Origin of the sequence: Nevskia sp., assembly GCF_021732705.1 — a bacterium.
Lineage (GTDB): Bacteria > Pseudomonadota > Gammaproteobacteria > Nevskiales > Nevskiaceae > Nevskia.
In genome coordinates this window covers 510,397-532,398 of record NZ_JAKFUM010000010.1, presented here as the reverse complement: position 1 = coordinate 532,398, position 22,002 = coordinate 510,397, and the positions used below count along the sequence as shown (strand labels likewise).

The following is a 22,002-nucleotide window of genomic DNA, read 5'->3' as shown; positions in this document are numbered from 1 at the left end:
GCGCGGAGGACTGCATGAAAAGCCTGCAGCGGCCACGCGTTGGCACGGTTTTGCCGCGCGGGTGTATTCTTTCGCGCCTTTTCACCAGACGGCCCTGCAGAAATGTCTGCCCGCGTTGCCAGCGTTCGTCGCGATACCCGCGAAACCCAGATCGGCGTCGAGATCAATCTCGACGGTTCCGGCCAACACCGGTTCGACACCGGCATCCACTTTCTCGAGCACATGCTCGAACAGGTCGCGCGCCATGGGCTCGTCGACCTCGTCGTGGAAGCCAAGGGCGATGTCCACATCGACCATCACCACACGGTCGAAGACATCGGCATCTGCCTCGGCCAGGCTTTCGACAAGGCGATCGGCGACAAGCGCGGCATCATCCGCTACGGCCATTCCTACGTGCCGCTGGACGAGGCTTTGTCGCGCGTCGTGCTCGACTGCTCCGGTCGTCCCGGGCTGGAATGGTTCGTCGAATTTCCGCGCGCCCGCATCGGCGAGTTCGATGTCGACCTGTTCCGCGAGTTCTTCCAGGGTTTCGTCAATCACGCCAAGGTGACCCTGCACGTCGACTGCCTGCGCGCCCGCAATGCCCATCACGTGGCCGAGACCGTGTTCAAGGCGTTCGGCCGGGCGCTGCGCATGGCGGTGGAGTTCGATCCGCGCGCCCACGGCGCGATGCCGTCGACCAAGGGCGTGCTGTAGGCCCCGGCGCGTCACGGCCGCCTGCTTGCCAGCCAATCTCGTGCTTCCGAAGACCCCCGCTTAAAGCTCCGGCGTGATGGAAAAGATCGGCGTCATCGACTACGGCATGGGCAACCTGCACTCGCTCGGCAAATCGCTGGAGCGGGTCGCGGGCAACCAGCGCATCGTCATCAGCTACGACCCGGAAGAACTGCTCGACTGCGATCGTCTGGTGTTGCCCGGCGTCGGCGGCGTGCGTGCCTGCATGAACGAACTGCGGCGGCTGGAACTGAACGATCTGGTGATCGAGGCCTCGCGCAAGCGGCCGCTGCTCGGCGTCTGTCTCGGCATGCAGGTGCTGCTCGAACGCAGCGAGGAGAACGGTGGTGTCGCCGCCCTCGGCCTGATCCCGGGCGACGTGATGCGCTTTCCGGATCCGCCAGCCGATGCCATCGAGCGCCTGAAGGTGCCGCACATGGGCTGGAACCGGGTCAAGCAGGCGGTGCCTCACCCGGTCTGGGACGGCGTGCCGGACAACAGCTGGTTCTACTTCGTGCACAGCTACTACGCGATGCCGGTCAACCCGGACCATGCGCTCGGCGTCACCGACTACACCCGTCCGTTCGCCTCGGCGGTCGGCCGCGACAATGTCGTCGGCTTCCAGTTTCACCCGGAGAAAAGCCAGTCGGTCGGGCTGCGCCTGCTCGCGAACTTCGCGAACTGGGACGGCGAAGTGCCGTGATCGGCGCGCCTCGGCTTTTTGCTGCGCTGCGCTTGCCTGAATAGCGGCTTTGCGGCACAGTTTCGGGCAAATTCTGACCAATTGATGAACGTCGGCATGCACTCCGCAGCGGCCGGTTCCCGATCCCTTTTCGCCCTCTGGCGCACCGCTGACCGCTCCCCATGCTGCTGATCCCTGCGATTGACCTGAAGAATGGCCAGTGCGTCCGCCTGCGCCAAGGCCGGATGGACGATGTCACCGTATTCTCGAACGATCCGGTCGAGGTCGCGCAGCGCTGGGTCGATGAAGGCGCGAGCCGCATCCACGTCGTCGATCTCGACGGCGCGCTGAAGGGCTCGCCGATCAACCTGAAGGTGATCGAGAAGATCGCCAAGGCCTGCGGCAACGTGCCGGTGCAGGCCGGTGGCGGCGTTCGCGACGAAGACACCGTGCAGCTGTACCTGAATGCCGGCATCAGCTACATCATCATCGGCACCAAGGCGGTCAACACGCCGCATTTCCTGCGCGACCTGTGTCTGGAATACCCGCGCCACATCTTCGTCGGCCTCGATGCCAAGGACGGACGCGTGGCGGTCGACGGCTGGTCCAAGCTGTCGGCGCATGGCGTCATCGACATGGCCAAGCAGTGCGAGCACGACGGCGTCGAAGCGATCATCTACACCGACATCGGCCGCGACGGCATGATGAGCGGCTTCAATGTCGAAGCCACGCGCGAACTGGCCCGCTCGGTCAAGACCGACATCATCGCCTCCGGCGGCGTGTCGACGATCGAGGACCTGCATCTGCTGAAGTCGCTGGAGGAAGACGGCGTCATCGGTGCCGTCATCGGCCGCGCGCTGTATGAAGGCGGCCTGCAGTTCAAGGACTGTCTGAAGGCCGTCCAGTAAGTCTTCACCCCTTGGCGGTCTCCCATGCTTGCGAAGCGCGTCATCCCCTGTCTCGACATCAACGCCGGCCGCGTGGTCAAGGGCGTCAAGTTCGAGGACCTGCGCGACGCCGGTGATCCGGTCGAAGTCGCCCGCCGCTACGACGCGCAGGGCGCCGACGAGCTGGTGTTCCTCGACATCACCGCGTCCAGCGACGATCGTCCGACCCTGTTCAAGACGGTGGAAGCGGTCGCCGAGACCATCTACATCCCGCTGACCGTCGGCGGCGGCGTGCGCACCTGTGCCGATGTCCGCGCGTTGCTGTCGGCCGGTGCCGACAAGGTCTCGATCAATACGTCCGCCGTGCTGCGGCCGGAGTTCGTCACCGAGGCCAGCGACCGCTACGGCGTGCAGTGCATCGTCGTCGCGATCGACGTCAAGCGCGTGTCGAAGAAAGGCCAGCCGCTGCGCTGGGAAGTGTTCACCCACGGCGGCCGCAAGGCCACCGGGCTCGACGCGCTGGAATGGGCCGTGCTGATGGTCAACAAGGGCGCCGGCGAACTGCTGGTGACCAGCATGGACCGCGATGGCACGAAGTCCGGCTACGACCTCGAACTGCTGCGCGCGATCACCGATTCGGTGCCGGTCCCGGTCATCGCCAGCGGCGGCGTCGGTACGCTCGACCACCTGCAGCAGGGCCTCGCCGAAGGCGGTGCCGATGCCGTGCTCGCGGCCAGCATCTTTCACAGCGGGCAGTACACGGTCGGCCAGGCCAAGCGCCATCTGGCGGCGCATGGCACACCGGTGCGCCTCGCTGAACCGCTGCCGTTCACGATCTGAGCCGGATGACCGATTCCACGCCGGTTGCCGCGGGCGCGTCGGGGACGCCTGAAGGCGTGCTCGCAGCGCTGTACGCGACCCTGGTCGAGCGCCGGGGCGCCGATCCGGCGCAGAGCTATGTCGCCAGCCTCTACGCCAAGGGTCCGGACGCGATCCTGAAGAAGATCGGCGAGGAAGCGGCCGAGACCATCATCGCCGCCAAGGACGTTCCGGGCGGTGGCGAAGCACACCGCGTGCTGCTGGCGCGCGAGCTGGCCGACCTCTGGTTTCACACGCTGGTGCTGATGGCGGCGTACGATCTGCCGCTTGCGGCGGTCACCGACGAACTTGCCCGCAGGACCGGTCGCTCCGGTCTGGCGGAAAAGGCGGCGCGCAGCGCGTCATAATCCCGTTTCCACCCCGGCCGCAGTTACGGCCGCCGATACCGATCGAGGAGCACTTCAATGGGCAGTTTGAGCATTTGGCACTGGTTGATCGTGCTGGGCATCGTGGTTCTCGTGTTCGGCACCAAGAAGCTGCGCGGCGCCGGCGGCGACCTCGGCGCGGCGGTCAAGAATTTCAAGAGCGCGATGAAGGATGGCGAGGAAGAAGGCCAGAAGCAGGCCGACGCGCTGCGTGCGGAAATGAAGTCGCCACCGCCGGTGGTCGACCGTCACGACGAAAAGGTCTGATCGACCGCTCGATCTGACGCGGAGCGCGGACCATGCTCGACATCAGCTTTTCCGAGCTGGCGCTGTGCTTTCTGGTGGCGCTGGTCGTGCTCGGCCCGGAAAAGATGCCGGTGATCGCGCGCACCATCGGCCGCTGGACCGGGCAGGCGCGCGCCTACATGCGCAACCTCAGCGCCGAGCTGGATCGCGAAGCACACACCTCGGAGCTGAAGAAGCAGATCGGTGACGCCAAGCGTCTGCTGACCGAAGAGTCGGAGTCGTTCAAGCGCGGGTTCGAGGCCGTCGCCGAGCAGGGCAACTCGATGCTGCGCGACCACCCGGACCCGATTCCGCCGCCGTCCGCCGTCGCCACAGCGGCCGTGCCGCAGGTGATTGCCGAGGCGCCGACGACTGTCGCCGTGGCGCGGCCGGCCGACGGCGCGGCCGAGCGCGCCGTGGTCGAACCGAGGAAGCCGGAAAAGCATGTCTGAGCAGGAGTTTTCGGCGACCGAGCAGCCGCTGCTCGCGCACTTGATCGAGCTGCGCACCCGCGTGGTCCGGGCGATGCTCGGCTTCTTCCTCGTGCTGCTGCCGTTGCTGTTCTTCGCCGGCCAGCTTTATCACTTCCTCGCCACGCCGATGATGAAGCTGCTGCCGGCCGGCAGCAGCATGATCGCCACCGAAGTGGCGGCGCCGTTCCTGACCCCGTTCAAGCTTGCCGCGGTCGTCGCGTTCGCGCTGGCGCTGCCGTGGATCCTGTACCAGATCTGGCTGTTCGTGGCGCCGGGGCTGTACCGCAACGAGCGCCGACTGGTGCTGCCGATGCTCGCCAGCAGCACCCTGCTGTTCTATGTCGGCGTGGCCTTCGCGTACTACCTGGTGCTGCCGACGGTGTTCAAGTTCTTCGTCAGCTCAGCGCCCGAAGGTGTTGCGGTGATGACGGATGTCTCGAAGTACCTCGACTTCGTGCTGAAGCTGTTCATGGCCTTCGGCTTCGCGTTCGAGATGCCGGTGGCGATCGTGCTGATGGTGCTGACCGGCTTCGTGACGCCGGCGCAGCTCGCGGCGCGCCGCGACTACGTGCTGGTCGGCGTGTTCGTCGCCGCGGCCATCCTGACGCCGCCGGACGTGCTGTCGCAGATCCTGCTCGCGGTGCCGGCGTATCTGCTGTACGAGGTCGGCATCCTCGCGTCGCGCTGGATCGTCCGCAATCGCGAAGCGACGGCGACCACCGAGGCCTGATCGCCTGCATCGCGTGGCAGGCCAGCCGGCGCGCGACGATGGGCTGCAACACACCCCTGCGCGGGCAGCGGCGGTCAGGGCTTGCTAAATTGTCCGGACACTTTTTCCGGTGCCCCGCCATGCACGTGCTGCTCGTCGAAGACCATCCCGATCTCGCTGCCAATCTCGGCGATTTCCTGGGCAGCCACGGCCACAGCGTCGATTTCGCGGCCGACGGACCCAGCGGCCTGCGCCTCGCGCAGGCGCAGCGCTTCGACGCCATCGTGCTCGATCGCCTGCTGCCGGGGCTGGACGGCGCCACCGTTTGCCGTCGCCTGCGCGCCAGCAACGGCCAGGCCGTGCCGGTGCTGATGCTGACCGCGCTCGATACCGTCGGCGATCGCGTCGATGGCCTGCGCGCCGGTGCCGACGATTATCTGGTCAAGCCATTCGCGATGGTCGAGCTGCTGGCGCGGCTCGAAGCGCTGCATCGCCGCGCCACGGCGCCGAGCGGCGAGCGCCTGCTGACCGTCGCCGATCTCGAATTCGATCTCGACACGCTGATCGCCCGTCGCGGCGGCGAGCCGATCAGCCTGACGCCGGCCTTGCGCAAGCTGCTGGAACTGCTGATGCGCGAAACCCACCGCGTGGTCGGGCGCGAGGAGCTGGAACGTCGGCTGTGGGGCGATGCGCCGCCGGAGGGCGACGTGCTTCGTGCGCACATGTACGCGCTGCGCGTGGCCATCGACAAGCCGTGGCCGAAGAAGCTGCTGCACACGGTGCATGGCAGCGGCTACCGGCTGGCCAATCTCGGCGACCTGTAAGCGCTGCTGCCGTTCCTCACGAGCCCGTCTCGCCCGATGAGCCGTCAGTCGCTGACGGGCTTGTTCAGCCGTGTCGGGCTGCGGCGCCGTCTGGCGATTGCGCTGGTTTCGCTGACGGTCTCGGCCGCCGCGATTCAGGGCATCGGCTTCTGGGCGACCGAGTACTGGGTCGAGCGTGCGAGTCTCGAAACGCTGCTGGAGCGCGAGCTGCAATACCTGGTCGAGGCTGGCGCGCCGTCCAGTGGCGATGCCGAAGGCGGCCGGGCGCCGAACATCCGCTATTACCGGCCTTCGCATGGCGGCACCGTGCCGCTGTCGATCCGGCCGCTGGCCCCCGGCTGGTACAGCGACGTGCACGTCGGCCCGAACGTCTACCAGGTGCTTGTCCGTGACCTCGGCGTGACCGATCGGGTCTATCTGCTGTACGACAGCGCCCCGCTGCGCGCGCGCGAGCAGCGCATGATCGCGTTGTTCTCGCTTGGCGTCATGGTCGTGACGCTGCTCGCGTTGTGGAGCGCGCGGCGATTGTCGACCGAGGCATTGACGCCGCTGGCGCGGCTGGTCGCCGAGATCCGTCAGCTGGATCCGGAAAGCCGCGGCGCGCGGCTGAGTGCCGACGGCGATCCGGAGTTGCGCGTGATTTCCGACGCGCTCAACGGCTACATGGTGCGCCTCGACGCCTTGATCGAACGCGAGCGCACCTTTTCCGCGGCGGCAAGCCACGAACTGCGCACGCCGCTGACCGTGATCGGCGGTGCGGCGGAACTGCTGTTGGCCGGTGCACCGGACCCGGCGCGGCCGCTGGCGCGCATTTCGCGCGCCGTCGCGCAGGCGCAGGCCGATCTCGACGCCTTGCTGGCGCTGTCGCGGCTGCGCGACTCGACGCCGACCAGCACCCTCGTGCTCGAACGGTTGCTGCCGGAATGGGCCGATCTCGATGCCTCGACCACCTCGATCGTCTGGCGCCTGTCGCCGTGCACGCTGGTGGCGCCGCCGGGCAGCGTGCACATGATCTTCTCGAACCTGCTGCGCAATGCGCTGCGCGCCGCGGGTGCCCACGGCGAGGTCGCGATCGAGCTGACACCGCATGGCCTGCGGGTGATCGACAATGGGCCGGGCATTCCGGCGCACGAACTGCCGCAGGTGTTCGAGCCGCATTTCCGCGGTCGCGACGGCGGCACCGGCATCGGCCTGTACGTGGCGCGGGCGCTGGCCAATCGTCACGGCTGGAAGCTGACGCTCGACAATCGGCCGGAAGGCGGGGCATTGGCCGAACTGCGCTTCGCCAACACCTGAAGCTTGCGCGGTGGTTGGCCCGGGTCTGGCTCAGCGCCGGTCTTCGACCGGAATCCGCACCGCTGCGATACGCGCCGAGCGCCGTTCGCGGTACAGCGTTTCGGCTGCACCGGGCGCGCAGTAGCGGGCCGCTTCGCGCTCCGCCTGCGCGACTTCCAGCGCCTGCTGACGCGGTGACAGGCGGTAGCCATTGCCGGCCGGATCGCGACCGTACAGCGCCGTTGCGGCGCGGTAGGCCATCGCGCGGTCCTGCGTGTTGCGACAGTCCTGCTCGACCGCGGCGACGAACGCCCGTGGCGTGATCGATTCCGGCTGGGCCGGAATCGCGCGATCATTGAGGTATTGCAGCGTCAGCCGCTGTTCCTGCACGTGGCGGTCGTCATAGTGGACGCGGTCCTGTGCGTCGACCCACTTGTAGACGCTGGCCGCAGGCGCCGCCGGTGCCAGCAGCAGCGCGGTCATCCACAGGGGCACGGACAGCGCGGAACGCAGGCGAGCCACGCGCCGAAACCTAGCCCGGACCGCAGGCGGCGCGAACGGCATCCTCGGTCGACTCGATCAGCTTCTGGCGCTCGGCCTCGCTGTACTCGCGGGTTTCGCCGAGGGCATTGGTCTCGGTGACCTTGCCGGCGGAGACGAACGACGCGAGCTGTGCCTTCTTCTGCGCGCAGACCTGCTCGTTGGCGCTGCTCGATGCGAGCCTGGCACCAGCGTCGAGCCCGCTGGACGTCGGCTTCGGCTTCACTTCCTGGGCGCTCAGCGGTGCGGTGTCGCTGAAATGCAGCACGTTGTTGCGGTCCTTCCACTGGTAGACGCGGCCTTCGGCCTGCGCCGCAGCAGCGGCCAGCAGCAGCGACGGGAACAGCAGGGCCTGCGCCGGACGGGCGGCCCGCAGGATCAGGGTATGAAGCAGCATCGGCAGCCTCCGGGTGTCATGGAGCGGGGTCCGCGCCGGATCCGGAAGGTGCCGGCGCGCCGTCAGACCGCGTCGACGCCCGATTCGCCGGTGCGAATCCGGACCGTCTGGTTCAGATCGTAGACGAAGATCTTGCCGTCGCCGATCTGTCCGGTCTTCGCAGCCTTGGCAATTGCATCAACGGCCTTGTCGACCTGATCAGGGGTCAGCGCGACCTCGAGCTTGATCTTCGGCAGCAGGTCGACGGTGTACTCGGCACCGCGGTACAGCTCGGTATGACCTTTCTGGCGGCCGAAGCCGCGCACTTCGGTCACCGTCATGCCTTGCACGCCGGCGTCGGCGAGCGCTTCACGCACGGCGTCCAGGCGGAAGGGCTTGATGATGGCGATGAGCATTTTCATTATTCGATTCTCGTTCTCGAAACGCGCCGCGAGTTTAGCAAAGCGGTCCTGATGGTTCCGGCGGCGAACGCCGCGCACAAAAAAGGCGGGCCCGGTGAAAGGCCCGCCCAAGCGTCAACCCCTTGGAGACTTTGGCGAAGCGGGTAGCGGCAATCGCCCGGTCCGCTGCCGCCGACCGCGCCATCCGTGGCGCGGCACTTCAGCAGGATTACGGGTTGTAGGCCTTTTCGCCGTGCTCGGCGAGGTCGAGGCCTTCCGATTCGGCTTCTTCGCTGACGCGGATGCCGATGGTGAACTTCAGTGCCAGCAAGGTGACGGCGGTGACCACGGCACTCAGCACGATGGCAACCAGCACGGCCTTGATCTGGATGAGGATCTGGCCCGACGAGTAGCCCGGCACCAGTTCCACCCAGTTGTTGTAGACGCCGACGCCGCCCTTGGCCGGATCGACGAAGACGCCCGTCAGCACCGCACCGATGATGCCGCCGACCGCATGGACGCCGAAGGCATCGAGCGCGTCGTCGTAGCCGAGGATCGACTTCAGGTAGGCCACCGCGAAGAAGCAGACGACACCCGCCACCAGACCGATGATCAGGCCGCCGCCGATGCCGACGAAGCCGCAGGCCGGGGTAATGGCGACGAGGCCGGCAACCGCACCCGAGATGATGCCGAGCAGCGACGGCTTGCCCTTGAAGATCCACTCCGCGAAGAACCAGGCGATGGCGGCGGCAGCGGTGGCGAAGGCCGTGTTGGCGAACGCCAGCACGGCGTAGCCATTGGCTTCGAGGTTGGAACCGGCGTTGAAGCCGAACCAGCCGAACCACAGCAGCGCGGCGCCGATCATCGACATCGTCAGGCTGTGCGGGGCCATCTGCACCTTGCCGTAGCCCTTGCGCTTGCCGAGGATGATCGCGGCGACGAGGCCGGCGACACCGGCATTGATGTGCACGACGGTACCGCCGGCGAAGTCCAGCGCGCCAAGCTGCCACAGGTAGCCGGCGGTGGCGTTCAGCGCGTCGACCTTGTCGAGCGAGTCATAGGCATCCGGGCCCGCCCACCACCAGACCATGTGCGCCATCGGCAGGTACGAGAACGTGAACCAGACCACCGAGAAGATCAGCACCGCCGAGAACTTCATGCGCTCGGCGTAGGAGCCGGCGATCAGCGCCACGGTGATGCAGGCGAACGTCATCTGGAACACGGCGAACAGCAGTTCCGGGATGACCACGCCCTTCGAGAAGGTGGCCGTCGCCGTGAAGAAGCCATTGGCGTCGTAGACCACACCCTTCAGGAACATCTTGTCGAGCGTGCCGAAGAACGGCTCGGAGCCGCTGAACGCGACCGAGTAGCCGTACACGACCCAGAGCACGCCGATCAGGCAGAAGATGCCGAAGGTCTGCGTCATCGTCGACAGGAAGTTCTTCGAGCGGACGAGGCCGCCGTAGAACAGCGCCAGACCCGGCAGCGACATCAGCAGCACCAGCGCGGTGGACACCAGCATCCACGCGATGTTGCCTTCGTTGAACTTCGGCGGGACCGGCGCGGCGGCCGGTTCGGCTGGCGCAGCGGCCGCTTCGGCCGGTGCTTCAGCGGCCGCAGCGCCTTCTGCCGGTGCGGCGGCAGGGGCGGCGGCGTCGGTCGGTGCGGGTGCTGCCTCGGCCGCGACGGCCGCTGCTGCAGGCGGAGCGGCTTCGTCGGCCGCAAACGCGATGCCGCCGGCGGCCGTGAGGCCGGCGAACAGCAGAGCGCGGGAAAGCTTGCCAAAAGAGATCATCGGGGTTCCTCGAAAATGTGATGAGCCGTCGTTCAGAGCGCGTCGCGGCCGGTCTCGCCGGTGCGGATGCGGATGGCCTGATCGAGCGTCGTGACGAAGACCTTGCCGTCGCCAATCTTCCCGGTGTGGGCCGACTTGGTGATGGCCTCGATGGCGGGTTCGAGCTTGTCGTCGTCGATCGCGACTTCGATCTTCACTTTCGGCAGAAAGTCGACGACGTACTCGGCACCGCGGTACAGCTCGGTGTGGCCCTTCTGGCGTCCAAAGCCCTTGACTTCGGTGACGGTGATGCCGGCGACGCCGATCTCCGACAGGGCTTCACGCACCTCGTCAAGCTTGAAAGGCTTGATGATGGCTGTGATCAGTTTCATGCAAGCAACTCCTGGTTATCGTCGGCGGCGTACCGCCCTGGCCCGCGCCCGAGTGACTCGGACGCGGCGAGGACGGGAAAGCACGGAGCATGCCAGCCGCACCGTTCTGGACCGGCCTGCGCGGCCGTGAACGCCGGCCCGCCGAGGTCGACCGGAACGCCAAAGTCCGTATAGTTCACGGCCACGATCCATCTGCCGCCTGACAAGGAATCAGACCTGCATGAGTCCGTCGCTGCTGGAAATCCTGGCTGCCGTGCTGTTCGCGCTGGCGCTGACCCACACCTTTTCGGTGGCCTTCGTCGCCCGCCTGATTCATCGCTTCCCGCGCCATGAAGGCCTGCTGCATGCGCTGGCCGAAGTCGAGATCGTGTTCGCGCTGTGGGCCGCCGTGCTGATCAGCGTGTTCCTCGCCGTGGAAGGCGCGCCGGCAGCCATCGCCTATGTCGACGGCCGCAACTTCACCGAGCCGCTGTTCGTGTTCGCGATCATGGTGGTTGCGGCGAGCCGGCCGGTGCTGGTCGCCACCGGCAATGTCACCCGCCTGCTGGCGCGCGCGCTGCCGCTGCCACCGGCGGCCGCGACCTACTTCGCCGCGCTCACGGTGATACCGCTGCTCGGCTCGCTGATCACCGAACCGGGCGCGATGACCTTGGCCGCGCTGCTGCTGCGCGAAAGCCATTTCCGCCATCGCCTGCCGGCGCGCGCCTGCTATTCCACGCTGGGCGTGCTGTTCGTCAATGTCTCGATCGGCGGCGCGCTGACACCGTTCGCGGCACCGCCGGTGCTGATGGTGGCCGGACTCTGGGGCTGGGATCTGCCGTTCATGCTGGCCAACTTCGCGTCGCACGTGGTGCCGGTGGTGCTGATCAACGCCATCGCCGTCACGGCGCTGAACTTCAAGCTGCTGCGCGGCCTGCCGTCGGCCGATCCGTCCGGCGACGACCATCGCGCCTCGCTGGGCCAGATGCTGCTCCACGTCGGCTTTCTCGGCGCCATCGTCATCTTCGCCCACCATCCGCCGATGTTTCTCGGCGTGCTGCTGCTGTTCATGCTGTGGGCCCACGCCTATCCGGAGCAGCAGAACCGGCTGATCCTGCGCGAGGCGCTGCTGGTGGCCAGCTTCCTCGCCGGGCTCGTGGTCATCGGCGGACTGCAGCAGTGGTGGCTCAAGCCGGTGCTGCAGGCGCTGAACCCGCAGCAGGTGTTCCTGGCCGCGACGATGCTGACGGCGGTCACCGACAATGCCGCGGTCACCTACCTCGCGGCGCAGGTGCCGAACCTGACCGACGAGTTCAAGTTCTTCGTCGTCGCCGGCGCCATCACCGGGGGCGGCCTGACCGTGATCGCCAACGCGCCGAATCCGGCCGGCATGGCGATCCTGAAGCCGCTGTTCCCGAACCAGACGGTCGGGGCCGGCGGATTGTTTCTCGCGGCACTCCCGCCTACGCTGCTGACGTTCGTCGCGTTCCTGCTGTTCTGATCGCCGCCACCGAATCCCGACCGACCATGTTCGACCCGCGACAACTCGAAGAAATCGCCGCCCGCCTCGCGCGCGTGCTGCCGCCGGGCCTGAAGGGCCTGCGCAGCGAGCTGGAAGACAACTTCCGCGCCGTGCTGCGCGCCAATCTGGACCGTCTGGAACTGGTCAGCCGCGAGCGCTTCGACACCCAGGCCGAACTGCTGGCGCGAACCCAGACCCGTCTGGCTGCGCTCGAGAAGCGGTTGAAAGCATTGGAAAAGACGTCCGCCGGGTCGACGGACTAGCCGCCGAAACCCCGGACAAGGATGTCCTCCCGCACCGCCTGCCCAACCGATTCGCCAGCGACGTCCGCGGCGGAGCTTCCGTGCGCGCGGCATGACGCGCGGGTCCGCGGTCCCGGTGCCGCATCGCCGGCCCGTCGCCCGAACGCGCGCCCGCTCGATGAACGGGCCGCCGCTTGAGCCTCGCGATCGTTCACAGCCGCGCGCAGAACGGCCTGAGTGCCGAGGCGGTGACGGTGGAAGTCCATCTGGCGCCCGGGCTGCCCGGGCTGGCGATCGTCGGCCTGCCGGAAGCCGCGGTCCGCGAATCGCGTGATCGGGTGCGCGCGGCGATCGTCAATTCGGGCTACCAGTTTCCGAACCGGCGGATCACCGTCAACCTCGCCCCGGCGGACTTGCCGAAGGAGGGCGGGCGCTTCGATCTGCCGATCGCGCTCGGCGTGCTGGCGGCATCCGGGCAGATTCCGCCGGAACGTCTTGCAACGCTGGAAGTGCTCGGCGAACTGTCGCTGACCGGCGAGATCCGCGCGGTGCGCGGGGCCCTGCCGGCCGCGCTCAAATGCACTGAAACAGGGCGCGGCCTGCTGATCCCGACCGCGAATGTCGCGGAAGCGACGCTGGCCGAGGCGGCGACGGTCTATGGCGCGTCCACTCTCGGTGCGCTGTGCACCGAATTGCACGAAGGCCAGCTGGCGAAGGCGGCAAGTGCGCCCCGAATGGAAGCACACGTGTCCGGCCCGGACCTGTCCGACGTGCGCGGCCAGCTGCCGGCGCGCCGCGTGCTCGAAATCGCCGCCGCCGGTGGCCATTCGCTGCTGATGGCCGGCCCTCCGGGCAGCGGCAAGAGCATGCTGGCGCAGCGCCTGCCCGGGCTGCTGCCGCCCCTGACGCACGACGAGGCGCTGGCCGTTGCCGCGATTGCCAGCATCGGGCTCGCTGGCTTCGATCCATCGTGCTGGGGACGACGGCCGTACCGGTCTCCGCATCACACGGCGTCAGCGGTGGCACTGGTGGGCGGCGGCGGGAATCCGCGGCCCGGCGAGATCACGCTGGCCCATGGCGGCATTTTGTTTCTCGATGAACTGCCCGAGTTCGAGCGGCGGGTGCTCGAAGTGCTGCGCGAACCGCTCGAAAGCGGCCGCATCACCATTTCGCGTGCCGCTCGACAGGTCGATTTTCCTGCGCGCTTTCAACTGGTTGCCGCGATGAATCCGTGCCCCTGCGGATATCTCGGCGATGCCGGCGCCGGGGCTGGACGCTGTCGCTGCGCGCCGGATCAGGTGGCGCGCTATCGCGGCCGGCTGTCAGGCCCGCTGCTCGACCGCATCGACCTGCATGTGTTCGTGCCGCGTCTGGAGCCGGCAGCGCTGGCGTCGGCCGCGCCGCCGGACAACGAATCGAGCGCCACGGTCCGCGAGCGGGTCTGTGCCGCGCGCCGCCTGCAGCAGGCGCGCGCCGGCATGGTCAACGCGCTGCTCGGGCCGAAGGAACTGGATCGCGATGCCGTGCTCGATGAGCCGAGCCGGCAGCTGCTGCTGACCGCGATGAACCGGCTGGGCCTGTCGGCGCGCGCGTTCCATCGCGTGCTGAAAGTCGCCCGGACCATTGCCGATCTGGCCGCCGCCGAACGGCTGGCGGTACCGCATGTGGCCGAAGCCCTGCGTTATCGGCCAGTCGAGTAGTCCGACCGCCTACACCTGTCGGCCCCAGCGCCAGTGGATGCCGAGGAGCAACCGCGGCCGAGCGGAGGCATCGAGCGTCCGCGTTGCGCCGGTGATCTCGCCGAAGACCGCGAAGCCGTGCGGCAAGGTCTGCGTCAGCGCGACGCTGTAGTCGGCATGCGCGACACCGCTGCCGCGCGGCGCGGTGTACCGGCGCAGGCCTTCGCCATCGTTCCAGCCCAGCGTGGCCGTGCCTTCGAGGTCCGAGGTCAGCGGCCAGCGCAGCCGGCCCGCGGCCCGCCAGCCGACCGCGCCGGTGCCGAAGTAGTCCGGTGCCACCGCGATCGAAAAACGCGCGGGGCCGGCGTCGAGGCTGCCATAGGCGTCCGCCCAGTCGAGATCGCGGCCCTGCGGCCCGCGCCGGTCACCGGTGTAGAGATGAACGTTGATGCCGCCATTGAGGCCGACCGGGATCAGGTCGAATGCGATCAGCGAACGGGCGTAACCGGCGTAGAGGTCCACCTGCGCGTCGCCGGCGCTGCGGTTGTTCAGCACGCGGCTGCCGACGTAGACGCGGCTGGCGGTGCGGTAATCGATGCGCAGGGCGGCGGTCGGGCTGTTGTTCTGCACGACACCGCGAAACACTTCCTCGCTGGCGACGCTGATCTGCAGGTCGAGGCTGCCGGCGAAAGCGGGTGCCGCGATGGCGGCCGTCACCAGTGTCAGGCCAAGGGCGGTGCGACCGGAGCGTCTGAAGATCGGCATCGCGACACTGTAGCGGAGCACGCTGGGACCGGATGCGGGCTACCTTGTCGGCCTCGCATCAGGACCAAGACTTCCCACCATGGATCAAGCGCCGTTTCAGATGGTCGCCGCGGTGCTGTTCGGGCTGGCGATCCTCCATACCTTCGCCGCCAAGTCCGTCGAGTCGCTCGGGCACCGGTTTCCGAAGCACGCCGGGCTGTTCCACGTGCTGGGCGAAGTGGAGGTGGTGTTCGGCGTCTGGGCGATGATCCTGATGCTGACCATGACGATGATGGTCAGCGGCAGTGCAGCGATCGACTATGCCGAATCGCGCCAGTACACCGAGCCGCTGTTCGTGTTCGTCGTGATGGTGGTCGCCGCGTCGCGGCCGATCCTGGAGACGGTGCATGCGCTGATCGCGGCACTGGCCCGCTGGCTGCCGCTGCGCGCCCTGCTGGTTCAGGTCTGGCTCTGCCTGGCCGCGGTGCCGCTGCTCGGCTCGCTGATCACCGAACCCGCCGCGATGACGCTGGCCGCGCTGATGCTGGCACCGATCGTTTTCCACGCCGGCATTCCGGAAAAGCTGCGCTACGCCGCGCTCGGCGTCCTGTTCGTCAACATCTCGATCGGCGGGACCTTGACCTCGTACGCCGCGCCGCCGGTGCTGATGGTGGCGAGCGCCTGGAACTGGGATTCCGCCTTCATGCTGAAAACCTTTGGCTGGCGGTCGGCGACTGCCGTGGTGATCAACGCCACGGTGATCAGCTTCCTGCTGCGCCGCCATCTGGCCGAAGCGGATGCCTCGATTCCGGAACCGACGCCGGTTCCGATCGGCATCGCGCTGATTCATTTCGCGTTCCTGGCCGGCGTGGTGCTGTTCGCGCACCACCCGGTCATCTTCATCGGCCTGTTCCTGTTCTTTCTCGGCTTCACCCAGGCCTACGGGGAGCACCAGAACCCGCTGATCGTCAAGGAGGGCTTGCTGGTCGGCTTCTTCCTGGCCGGGCTGGTCGTGCTCGGCGGCATGCAGCAATGGTGGCTGCAGCCGCTGGTTTCCGGCATGGGCCCGGACCTGCTGTTCTTCGGTGCCCTGGGCCTCACCGCGATCACCGACAACGCCGCACTGACCTATCTGGGGTCCCTGATCGTCGGGATGAGCGACGACGCGAAGTACGCGCTGGTGGCCGGTGCCGTTGCCGGCGGCGGGCTGACGGTGATCGCCAACGCGCCGAATCCGGCCGGCGTGTCGCTGCTGCGGCGCGGCTTTCGCGATGAGACGATCCGGGCCGGCGGGCTGGCATTGGGCGCGCTGCCGCCGACCATCGTCGCCGCCGCGTTGCTGCTGGCCTAGGCCGCCCCACAAGGAAAAGGCCGCACGAGGCGGCCTTTCCAGAGTGCTGCAAACGCTTGCGGCGGATCAGAACTTGTAGATCGCCTTCACCGCGAAGTTGCCACCGTTGTCCTTCAGGGTCGCGCCGTTCGGGAACACGTCGTTGTTCGACGTATCGAAGCGGGCTTCCGCGATCAGATCCATGTGCGACGACGGCGAGTACACGCCGGCGATGGTGAAGATCTTGAACGAGTCGGTGCCGCCGCCGAGCGAGGCCTTCAGCGAGGCTTCGGTCAGTTCGAAGCGCGCGCGCGCCGCGAACTGGTCGGTCAGCTGGTACATGCCGTAGAACGCGATGCCCTTGTTGATGTACAGGCCCTTGGCATCCTGGATGTCGCCGTTCAGCGCCAGCGTCAGCTTGTCGATGCCGGTGTACTGCACGACGATGTCGGAGATGTTGGTGCGGGTCGTGAAGGCGCCACCGGCCGGGCCGTTGATCGGGAACAGCACGACGCCATCGAAGTCGTCGACGCCGAGGTAGTTGGTCAACGAGACCAGCAACGACTTGGTCGGGGTCAGGGTCAGGTTCGCTTCGAGCGTCTTCTGCTTGTTGGCGTCGATCGTCGACGCCTGCGGCGCGCTGTTGACGGCACCGAGGGTGGCCGACACGAGGCTGCTGAACGCGTACGAGACGCGGACGCCGGTGTGGAAGAACGGCTGGGTGTTCTGGAACAGCCACGAACGCGAGATGAACGGCGCAGCGTTGTCGGCGGTCACTTCGTAACCGGCGAGCGAGCCGAAGCGGCCGGCGATCACCGTGAAGCCGCCACCGGCGTACGAGACATAGGCCGTCGGCAGGCTGAAGATCGAGTCGCCATCGCCATAGTTGGCGTTGATCACGTTGGAGTCTTCACCGGCGAGGATGTTGACGGTGGCGCCGAAGCCCGATTCCGGGGCGTAGCCGATCGTCAGCGAGGCCTGGTCGATGGTGAAAGTGTCGGTCTGGGCATCGTAGGCGCGATAGGCCAGGGTCTTGCCATCGTTGAAGTTCAGCGAGTACGAGGCGCTGGTGTAGCCGCTGACCTTGACACCAGAGGCTTCAAGGATCGATCCGATGGACGGGGTGTCTGCGAAAGCCACGCCCGGCAGGCAGGCCAGACCCGCAACAGACAACAGCTTCTTGAAATTGCTCATGACTCTCCTTCGAGTAGTAATTGCGCTGAAAATGGCCAGCGGCGTCGAAAAAAGCATGGACCATGCCATTCGCAATATCATCATGAATTCATTGATGTTTTCATGAGGTTTTGGCGCCGGACCGAAGCCGGTCGGCGTATTTTGGTGCTTCGCAGCATGAATTCCGCGGCCCGGCGCAGGCGTTGCACCGTTTTGGGGCGATCTTCGGTGCAGGCGGCGCAATTTCCGGGTCGTCGCCCACAAAAAAAGCGGAGCCGTCACCGGCTCCGCTCGGGTCGTGCTGCATTTCGGGGCGCTAGATCAAGGCCCCCCGGCCTGCGCTTGCCGCTGCCTCAGGCGCCGGCTTTCTTCAGGATGAGCTCAACCGCAGACTTGATCTCGTCGTCGCTGAGATCGGGATTGCCGCCGCGCGCCGGCATCGAATTCTTGCCCTTGATCGCCGAAGCGGTCAGGCCATCGACGCCACCCTGTGCCGCCTTGCGGGCCGACCACGCCGCCTTGTCCGCCGACTTGGGCGCGTTCAGCAGGCCGCCGTCATGGCAGGCGCTGCACACGGTGGCGTAGACCTGCTCCGCCGCCAGCGGCGCGCGCGCCGCTTTGGCGGTGACCTTGACCAGCAGTGCCGGATCGGTGATCACGGCGCCGATCGGGGCGGTACGCGTGGCCACCTTCTTCAGTTCGGCTTCGGCGGCAACGTCGTGCTTCGGGGTCATGAAGTGCGCCAGCACGATGATGCCGATCGTGATGCCGAACAGCAGCGCCAGCACGCCGGCGAACGAAATCATGAACTTGGAATCCTGCTCTTTGCTCACTGCGGTCTCCGGCTTGAAAGGAAATCGTGAAAAGACTGTTGCGACGATTCGGTGCAACCGACGATGCGACCTGCACATCGATGCGGCACGTATTCCGTTGCATCGGCACTTCTGGTGCGCAGCCTCGTCGGCACGCATCAAAACGGTTCATCGCGGTGCACGCGCGGATTCGCATCGCCGGCCGATCGCCGGAAATCTCTGATGTCGAAGCCTGCACGGCAGGCGCAAGGGCCCGATGCAGCAAGCGATTATAAAGGAGGATGTGGCCGATCGTGGCAGCGCCCTCCGCTGCCGGACGATGCGATCGGCCGCTGTCGGCGGGCTCGAACACGCGACGCCCGGCCCCGCACGGGCACCGCTCGAGGCCCGCGCCCGGATCGGTGGGTCGGGTACGATAACGATCCCATGGCCGATTCCGCCTCTTTTCCCTTGATCGACCCGGCAGCCCTGCAAGCGACTGCGCGCCGCGTGCTCGAAATCGAGCGCGACGCGCTGGACGCGCTGCTGCCGCGGATCGATGCCGGCTTCGCCGAAGCCTGCCGCCTGCTGCTCGGCTGCCGCGGCCGGGTCGTGGTCACCGGCATGGGCAAGAGCGGCCACATCGGCGGCAAGATTGCGGCGACGCTCGCGTCCACCGGCACGCCGTCGTTCTTCGTTCACCCGGGCGAGGCCAGCCACGGCGACCTCGGCATGATCACCCGCGACGACGCCGTGATCGCGATCAGCAATTCCGGCGAAACCGCCGAAGTGCTGACCATCCTGCCGCTGATCAAGCGCATGGGCGTGCCGCTGGTGTCGATGACCGGCCGTCCGGCCTCGACGCTGGCCAAGGCGGCCGATGTCCATCTCGATGTCTCGGTCGATCAGGAAGCCTGCCCGCTGAATCTGGCCCCGACCGCCAGCACCACCGCGACCCTGGCGATGGGCGATGCGCTGGCCGTGGCGCTGCTCGAAGCCCGTGGCTTCACGCCGGAAGACTTCGCGCTGAGCCATCCGGGCGGCACGCTCGGCCGGCGCCTGCTGCTCAAGGTGGCCGACCTGATGCACGGCGGCGACCGCATACCGAAGGTGCCGGCAGACGCGAGCCTGTCCGCGGCGCTGCTGGAGATGACGCAAAAAGGCCTCGGCATGACCGCGATCGTCGACGAGGCCGACCGCGTGCTCGGCATCTTCACCGACGGCGACCTGCGCCGCGTGCTGGACGCGAATCTCGATGTCCGCACCGCCCGTATTGCCGAGGTGATGACGCGCGGCGGCAGGCACATCGGCGCGTCGCAACTCGCGGCCGAGGCCGTGCATCTGATGGAAAAGCACCGGATCACCGTACTGATGGTTCTCGACGCCGACCGCCACGTGCAGGGCGTGCTGCACATGCATGACCTGCTGCGCGCGGGAGTCGTCTGATGCGCACGCTGAGCGAACGCATCCACGACATCCGCTGCATGGTCTTCGATGTCGACGGCGTGATGACCGATTGCAAGCTCTATCTGGCGCCGGATGGCACCGAGCTGAAGGCCGTGCATGTCCGCGATGGTCTGGGTCTCAAGCTGCTGATGCAGGCCGGCATCGAGGTCGCGGTGATCTCCGGCCGGCCGTCGGCGGCGATGCAGGCGCGCTTCGAATATCTCGGCATTCGTCACGTCTGGCTCAACGTCGACGAGAAGATTCCGGCCTGGGAAGCGCTGAAGGCCCGACTGAACCTGCGCGACGAACAGATGGCGATGATGGGCGACGACACGCCGGATCTGCCGCTGATGCAGCGCGCCGGCCTCGCGCTGACCGTTGCCGATGCCCACCCAAAGGTGCTGGCCGTGGCGCACTGGGCCAGCCGCCTGAGCGGCGGCCATGGCGCGGTGCGCGACGCCGCGGACCTCGTGCTGAACACGCAGGCGGCGCAGAAGGTGATGGCGTGACCCGCATTGCCGTTGCCGGCATCGCCGCACTGGCCCTGGCCGGTCTGCTGTTCACCTTGAGCCGGATCGACGATGTCGCGGTCGAACCGGCGGCGCCGGACAACCGCCTGCCGCGCTACACGCTGACCGGTGCCGAGCTGACGCGCTACGACGTGCAGGGCCAACCGGCGCTGAAGGCGACGGCCGCCACGCTCGAGTATTTCGACGACGAGTCGGCCCAGGCCACGACGCTGGTGCTCGACGTCATTTCCGGCCCGACCACGCCGTGGCACATCGAGGCGCCGACCGGCACCCTGAAGCCCGGCAGCCGTGAAATGCGGCTGGAGGGTGACGTCGTCGCCAACGGCAACTGGCCCGACAACGGCGAGCCGGTGACTTTGAAGACGCCAACGCTGTGGGTCGATCCGGATTCGCACACGCTGCGGACCGATGCCGTGGTGCAGGCGGCCAGCCGCACGCGCAACGGGTCCGCGACCGGCATGAACGCCAACTGGGTGCAGCACGATCTGCATCTGCTGAACAACGTGAAGATGCGCTATGAAGCCACTCGCTGATCTGAAGATGACCGTCGCGCTGAGCCTGCTGCTGGCGCTCGCGCCGGCCGCGGTGCACGCGCAGTCGAAGCCGAAGAAGCCGTCGGTCGACAAGACCGATCTGGTCAAGCTGCCGAAGGCGGACGACCTGAAGCCGACCGGCCCGGTGACGCTGACCTCGGACAAGGCCGAGCTTGTGCAGGGCAATTCGGCGATCTACACCGGCAACGTCGTGCTGACCTCGGACACGCTGAAGCTCGAAGGCGATCGCGTCGAACTCAAGCAGTTCGGCGGCGGCCAGTACGAGGCGAAGATCACCGGCGGCCCGGCGCGGATGAACCATGCCGGCACCGGCGTCGACAATCCGGCCGTCGCGGCGCGGGCGAAGACGCTGAACTACGACTCGCGCAGCGGCATCCTCGACCTGATCACCGACGCCTTCGTGATGCGCGGCGATGACGAGATCACCGGCAACACGATCAAGTATGACGTCAAGGAGCGCCGCATCCAGGCCTCCGGCGGCGACGGCGGCCAGGTCAAGATCATCATCCAGCCGGCCAAGGACGAGCCGGCCGCTGCCCCGGCGCCGGCACCCGTTCCCGCGCCGGCGGCGACGTCGGGCAGCGCGCCATGAGCACGGCTCCCGGCGGCGACCGTCCGGCGTCGACACTCAGCGCCAGCGGTCTGGTCAAGCGCTACAAGAAGCGCACGGTGGTCAGCGATGTCTCGCTGAACGTGAAGGCCGGCGAGATCGTCGGCCTGCTCGGCCCGAACGGTGCCGGCAAGACCACCTCGTTCTACATGGTGGTGGGTCTGGTGCCGGCCGATGGCGGCCGGATCGAGCTCGACGGCCGCGACATCACCAAGCTGCCGATGCACGCGCGGGCCAAAGCCGGTATCGGTTACCTGCCGCAGGAAGCGTCGGTGTTCCGCAAGCTGTCGGTGGCCGACAACGTCATGGCGATCCTCGAACTGCGCGACGACCTCGACAAGGCGGCCCGCGCCCGCGAGCTCGAACGCCTGCTCGAGGAACTGCACATCACCCACGTCCGCGAAGGGCTGGGCATGTCGCTGTCCGGCGGCGAGCGGCGACGGGTCGAGATCGCCCGCGCGCTGGCGGCGAATCCGCGCTTCATCCTGCTCGACGAACCGTTCGCCGGTGTCGATCCGATTGCCGTGATCGACATCCAGAGCATCGTCCGGCACCTGTCGGAACGCGGCATCGGCGTGCTGATCACCGACCACAACGTCCGCGAGACGCTCGGCATCTGCACCCGGGCCTACATCCTCGCGGGCGGCAAGGTGATCGCCGAAGGCGCGCCGACGCAGCTGATGGACAACGAGACGGTGCGGAAGGTCTATCTCGGCGAACAGTTCCGGCTCTGATCGGGGCTGGACGCGGGACGTTCCGAGCGCGTCGGCAACGGTCCGGGAGCACGCTCGACCGGGGTTGCGAGAGGTGAAGGACTTCTCAACTA

Annotated in this window: 26 protein-coding genes and 1 pseudogene; 19 read left to right on the top strand and 8 right to left on the bottom strand. The window is 67.3% G+C overall.

From position 1 onward, the window contains the following. Positions 1 to 102: 102 nt before the first annotated feature. From hisB to QZ951_RS13840, 10 genes and pseudogenes are all read left to right on the top strand, one after another. Positions 103 to 696 (top strand): imidazoleglycerol-phosphate dehydratase HisB, encoded by a 594-nt coding sequence (gene hisB / locus QZ951_RS13885; protein ID WP_293001469.1) that lies wholly within the window; start codon positions 103 to 105, stop codon positions 694 to 696. 76 nt (positions 697 to 772) lie between these two features. Continuing rightward, positions 773 to 1,417: an imidazole glycerol phosphate synthase subunit HisH gene (gene hisH, locus QZ951_RS13880; protein WP_293001467.1), complete on the top strand. Its 645-nt coding sequence runs from the start codon at positions 773 to 775 to the stop codon at positions 1,415 to 1,417. Between the two features lie 161 nt (positions 1,418 to 1,578). After that, the gene (gene hisA, locus QZ951_RS13875; protein WP_293001465.1) at positions 1,579 to 2,304 is read left to right on the top strand and encodes a 1-(5-phosphoribosyl)-5-[(5-phosphoribosylamino)methylideneamino]imidazole-4-carboxamide isomerase; all 726 of its coding nucleotides are present in this window, start codon (positions 1,579 to 1,581) and stop codon (positions 2,302 to 2,304) included. Between the two features lie 24 nt (positions 2,305 to 2,328). Then, positions 2,329 to 3,123 (top strand): imidazole glycerol phosphate synthase subunit HisF, encoded by a 795-nt coding sequence (gene hisF / locus QZ951_RS13870; protein WP_293001463.1) that lies wholly within the window; start codon positions 2,329 to 2,331, stop codon positions 3,121 to 3,123. 5 nt (positions 3,124 to 3,128) lie between these two features. Further along, on the top strand, positions 3,129 to 3,509 hold the full coding sequence (locus QZ951_RS13865; RefSeq protein WP_293001460.1) for a phosphoribosyl-ATP diphosphatase: 381 nt from the start codon (positions 3,129 to 3,131) through the stop codon (positions 3,507 to 3,509). A 57-nt stretch (positions 3,510 to 3,566) separates the two neighbouring features. Further along, positions 3,567 to 3,737, top strand: a pseudogene (gene tatA, locus QZ951_RS13860) (Sec-independent protein translocase subunit TatA); the annotation flags it as partial. A gap of 89 nt (positions 3,738 to 3,826) precedes the next feature. Continuing rightward, on the top strand, positions 3,827 to 4,264 hold the full coding sequence (tatB, locus tag QZ951_RS13855; RefSeq protein ID WP_293001455.1) for a Sec-independent protein translocase protein TatB: 438 nt from the start codon (positions 3,827 to 3,829) through the stop codon (positions 4,262 to 4,264). Continuing rightward, positions 4,257 to 5,015 (top strand): twin-arginine translocase subunit TatC, encoded by a 759-nt coding sequence (gene tatC / locus QZ951_RS13850; protein WP_293001453.1) that lies wholly within the window; start codon positions 4,257 to 4,259, stop codon positions 5,013 to 5,015. The genes tatB and tatC overlap by 8 nt, the downstream gene beginning before the upstream one ends. Positions 5,016 to 5,134: 119 nt before the next feature. Then, a complete protein-coding gene (locus QZ951_RS13845) occupies positions 5,135 to 5,818 on the top strand; it encodes a response regulator transcription factor (protein ID WP_293001451.1) in 684 nt (227 codons plus the stop codon). A gap of 36 nt (positions 5,819 to 5,854) precedes the next feature. Then, entirely contained in the window at positions 5,855 to 7,114 is a 1,260-nt protein-coding gene (locus tag QZ951_RS13840) for a HAMP domain-containing sensor histidine kinase (protein WP_293001449.1), read from the top strand. A gap of 30 nt (positions 7,115 to 7,144) precedes the next feature. Here the strand turns inward: QZ951_RS13840 and QZ951_RS13835 are convergent, their stop codons facing one another. From QZ951_RS13835 to glnK, 5 genes are all read right to left on the bottom strand, one after another. Next, positions 7,145 to 7,588, bottom strand: coding sequence for a DUF4124 domain-containing protein (locus tag QZ951_RS13835; protein WP_293001447.1), 444 nt, complete (start codon positions 7,586 to 7,588; stop codon positions 7,145 to 7,147). Between the two features lie 37 nt (positions 7,589 to 7,625). Next, positions 7,626 to 8,030 carry a DUF4124 domain-containing protein gene (locus QZ951_RS13830; protein ID WP_293001445.1) on the bottom strand — a complete coding sequence of 135 codons (405 nt, stop codon included), beginning with the start codon at positions 8,028 to 8,030 and terminating at the stop codon, positions 7,626 to 7,628. 62 nt (positions 8,031 to 8,092) lie between these two features. Then, positions 8,093 to 8,431, bottom strand: coding sequence for a P-II family nitrogen regulator (locus QZ951_RS13825; protein WP_293001516.1), 339 nt, complete (start codon positions 8,429 to 8,431; stop codon positions 8,093 to 8,095). 208 nt (positions 8,432 to 8,639) lie between these two features. Further along, positions 8,640 to 10,205: an ammonium transporter gene (locus QZ951_RS13820; protein WP_293001443.1), complete on the bottom strand. Its 1,566-nt coding sequence runs from the start codon at positions 10,203 to 10,205 to the stop codon at positions 8,640 to 8,642. 32 nt (positions 10,206 to 10,237) lie between these two features. Next, entirely contained in the window at positions 10,238 to 10,576 is a 339-nt protein-coding gene (gene glnK, locus QZ951_RS13815) for a P-II family nitrogen regulator (RefSeq protein WP_293001441.1), read from the bottom strand. Between the two features lie 220 nt (positions 10,577 to 10,796). On the opposite strand from glnK, the gene QZ951_RS13810 reads away from it, so the two are divergent. The 3 genes from QZ951_RS13810 to QZ951_RS13800 all read left to right on the top strand — a co-directional run bounded on the left by QZ951_RS13810 (position 10,797) and on the right by QZ951_RS13800 (position 14,019). Then, positions 10,797 to 12,056 (top strand): putative Na+/H+ antiporter, encoded by a 1,260-nt coding sequence (locus QZ951_RS13810; RefSeq protein ID WP_293001439.1) that lies wholly within the window; start codon positions 10,797 to 10,799, stop codon positions 12,054 to 12,056. A gap of 26 nt (positions 12,057 to 12,082) precedes the next feature. After that, on the top strand, positions 12,083 to 12,340 hold the full coding sequence (locus QZ951_RS13805) for an accessory factor UbiK family protein (protein WP_293001437.1): 258 nt from the start codon (positions 12,083 to 12,085) through the stop codon (positions 12,338 to 12,340). 173 nt (positions 12,341 to 12,513) lie between these two features. Next, positions 12,514 to 14,019 carry a YifB family Mg chelatase-like AAA ATPase gene (locus QZ951_RS13800; RefSeq protein WP_293001435.1) on the top strand — a complete coding sequence of 502 codons (1,506 nt, stop codon included), beginning with the start codon at positions 12,514 to 12,516 and terminating at the stop codon, positions 14,017 to 14,019. 9 nt (positions 14,020 to 14,028) lie between these two features. Here QZ951_RS13800 and QZ951_RS13795 read toward each other — a convergent pair whose 3' ends face one another. Further along, positions 14,029 to 14,763 carry a TorF family putative porin gene (locus tag QZ951_RS13795; protein WP_293001433.1) on the bottom strand — a complete coding sequence of 245 codons (735 nt, stop codon included), beginning with the start codon at positions 14,761 to 14,763 and terminating at the stop codon, positions 14,029 to 14,031. A gap of 79 nt (positions 14,764 to 14,842) precedes the next feature. On the opposite strand from QZ951_RS13795, the gene QZ951_RS13790 reads away from it, so the two are divergent. Then, positions 14,843 to 16,093, top strand: a complete 1,251-nt coding sequence (locus QZ951_RS13790) for a putative Na+/H+ antiporter (protein WP_293001431.1) — start codon at positions 14,843 to 14,845, stop codon at positions 16,091 to 16,093. 66 nt (positions 16,094 to 16,159) lie between these two features. Here the strand turns inward: QZ951_RS13790 and QZ951_RS13785 are convergent, their stop codons facing one another. Then, the gene (locus tag QZ951_RS13785; protein ID WP_293001429.1) at positions 16,160 to 17,266 is read right to left on the bottom strand and encodes an outer membrane beta-barrel protein; all 1,107 of its coding nucleotides are present in this window, start codon (positions 17,264 to 17,266) and stop codon (positions 16,160 to 16,162) included. Between the two features lie 332 nt (positions 17,267 to 17,598). Further along, positions 17,599 to 18,216 (bottom strand): c-type cytochrome, encoded by a 618-nt coding sequence (locus tag QZ951_RS13780; protein WP_293001427.1) that lies wholly within the window; start codon positions 18,214 to 18,216, stop codon positions 17,599 to 17,601. A gap of 267 nt (positions 18,217 to 18,483) precedes the next feature. Here QZ951_RS13780 and QZ951_RS13775 point away from each other — a divergent pair, with 267 nt between their 5' ends. The 5 genes from QZ951_RS13775 to lptB are packed head-to-tail and all read left to right on the top strand — an operon-like array spanning position 18,484 to position 21,910. Continuing rightward, positions 18,484 to 19,482 carry a KpsF/GutQ family sugar-phosphate isomerase gene (locus QZ951_RS13775; RefSeq protein ID WP_293001425.1) on the top strand — a complete coding sequence of 333 codons (999 nt, stop codon included), beginning with the start codon at positions 18,484 to 18,486 and terminating at the stop codon, positions 19,480 to 19,482. After that, the gene (locus QZ951_RS13770; protein ID WP_293001423.1) at positions 19,482 to 19,991 is read left to right on the top strand and encodes an HAD family hydrolase; all 510 of its coding nucleotides are present in this window, start codon (positions 19,482 to 19,484) and stop codon (positions 19,989 to 19,991) included. Before QZ951_RS13775 ends, QZ951_RS13770 begins: the two co-directional genes overlap by 1 nt. Beyond that, a complete protein-coding gene (gene lptC, locus QZ951_RS13765) occupies positions 19,988 to 20,545 on the top strand; it encodes an LPS export ABC transporter periplasmic protein LptC (RefSeq protein WP_293001421.1) in 558 nt (185 codons plus the stop codon). The genes QZ951_RS13770 and lptC overlap by 4 nt, the downstream gene beginning before the upstream one ends. Continuing rightward, positions 20,529 to 21,158: a lipopolysaccharide transport periplasmic protein LptA gene (gene lptA, locus QZ951_RS13760; protein ID WP_293001419.1), complete on the top strand. Its 630-nt coding sequence runs from the start codon at positions 20,529 to 20,531 to the stop codon at positions 21,156 to 21,158. Before lptC ends, lptA begins: the two co-directional genes overlap by 17 nt. Then, entirely contained in the window at positions 21,155 to 21,910 is a 756-nt protein-coding gene (gene lptB, locus QZ951_RS13755) for an LPS export ABC transporter ATP-binding protein (RefSeq protein WP_293001416.1), read from the top strand. Before lptA ends, lptB begins: the two co-directional genes overlap by 4 nt. The last annotated feature ends 92 nt before the right edge of the window (positions 21,911 to 22,002 follow it).

What these genes read in the sequence shown, in the direction of transcription:
- hisB (WP_293001469.1), top strand. Translation starts at nt 103, where the DNA reads ATGTCTGCCCGCGTTGCCAGCGTTCGTCGCGATACCCGCGAAACCCAG.
- hisH (WP_293001467.1), top strand. Translation starts at nt 773, where the DNA reads ATGGAAAAGATCGGCGTCATCGACTACGGCATGGGCAACCTGCACTCG.
- hisA (WP_293001465.1), top strand. Translation starts at nt 1,579, where the DNA reads ATGCTGCTGATCCCTGCGATTGACCTGAAGAATGGCCAGTGCGTCCGC.
- hisF (WP_293001463.1), top strand. Translation starts at nt 2,329, where the DNA reads ATGCTTGCGAAGCGCGTCATCCCCTGTCTCGACATCAACGCCGGCCGC.
- QZ951_RS13865 (WP_293001460.1), top strand. Translation starts at nt 3,129, where the DNA reads ATGACCGATTCCACGCCGGTTGCCGCGGGCGCGTCGGGGACGCCTGAA.
- tatB (WP_293001455.1), top strand. Translation starts at nt 3,827, where the DNA reads ATGCTCGACATCAGCTTTTCCGAGCTGGCGCTGTGCTTTCTGGTGGCG.
- tatC (WP_293001453.1), top strand. Translation starts at nt 4,257, where the DNA reads ATGTCTGAGCAGGAGTTTTCGGCGACCGAGCAGCCGCTGCTCGCGCAC.
- QZ951_RS13845 (WP_293001451.1), top strand. Translation starts at nt 5,135, where the DNA reads ATGCACGTGCTGCTCGTCGAAGACCATCCCGATCTCGCTGCCAATCTC.
- QZ951_RS13840 (WP_293001449.1), top strand. Translation starts at nt 5,855, where the DNA reads ATGAGCCGTCAGTCGCTGACGGGCTTGTTCAGCCGTGTCGGGCTGCGG.
- QZ951_RS13830 (WP_293001445.1), bottom strand. Translation starts at nt 8,030, where the DNA reads ATGCTGCTTCATACCCTGATCCTGCGGGCCGCCCGTCCGGCGCAGGCC.
- QZ951_RS13825 (WP_293001516.1), bottom strand. Translation starts at nt 8,431, where the DNA reads ATGAAAATGCTCATCGCCATCATCAAGCCCTTCCGCCTGGACGCCGTG.
- QZ951_RS13820 (WP_293001443.1), bottom strand. Translation starts at nt 10,205, where the DNA reads ATGATCTCTTTTGGCAAGCTTTCCCGCGCTCTGCTGTTCGCCGGCCTC.
- glnK (WP_293001441.1), bottom strand. Translation starts at nt 10,576, where the DNA reads ATGAAACTGATCACAGCCATCATCAAGCCTTTCAAGCTTGACGAGGTG.
- QZ951_RS13810 (WP_293001439.1), top strand. Translation starts at nt 10,797, where the DNA reads ATGAGTCCGTCGCTGCTGGAAATCCTGGCTGCCGTGCTGTTCGCGCTG.
- QZ951_RS13805 (WP_293001437.1), top strand. Translation starts at nt 12,083, where the DNA reads ATGTTCGACCCGCGACAACTCGAAGAAATCGCCGCCCGCCTCGCGCGC.
- QZ951_RS13795 (WP_293001433.1), bottom strand. Translation starts at nt 14,763, where the DNA reads ATGCCGATCTTCAGACGCTCCGGTCGCACCGCCCTTGGCCTGACACTG.
- QZ951_RS13790 (WP_293001431.1), top strand. Translation starts at nt 14,843, where the DNA reads ATGGATCAAGCGCCGTTTCAGATGGTCGCCGCGGTGCTGTTCGGGCTG.
- QZ951_RS13785 (WP_293001429.1), bottom strand. Translation starts at nt 17,266, where the DNA reads ATGAGCAATTTCAAGAAGCTGTTGTCTGTTGCGGGTCTGGCCTGCCTG.
- QZ951_RS13780 (WP_293001427.1), bottom strand. Translation starts at nt 18,216, where the DNA reads ATGCGTGCCGACGAGGCTGCGCACCAGAAGTGCCGATGCAACGGAATA.
- QZ951_RS13775 (WP_293001425.1), top strand. Translation starts at nt 18,484, where the DNA reads ATGGCCGATTCCGCCTCTTTTCCCTTGATCGACCCGGCAGCCCTGCAA.
- QZ951_RS13770 (WP_293001423.1), top strand. Translation starts at nt 19,482, where the DNA reads ATGCGCACGCTGAGCGAACGCATCCACGACATCCGCTGCATGGTCTTC.
- lptA (WP_293001419.1), top strand. Translation starts at nt 20,529, where the DNA reads ATGAAGCCACTCGCTGATCTGAAGATGACCGTCGCGCTGAGCCTGCTG.
- lptB (WP_293001416.1), top strand. Translation starts at nt 21,155, where the DNA reads ATGAGCACGGCTCCCGGCGGCGACCGTCCGGCGTCGACACTCAGCGCC.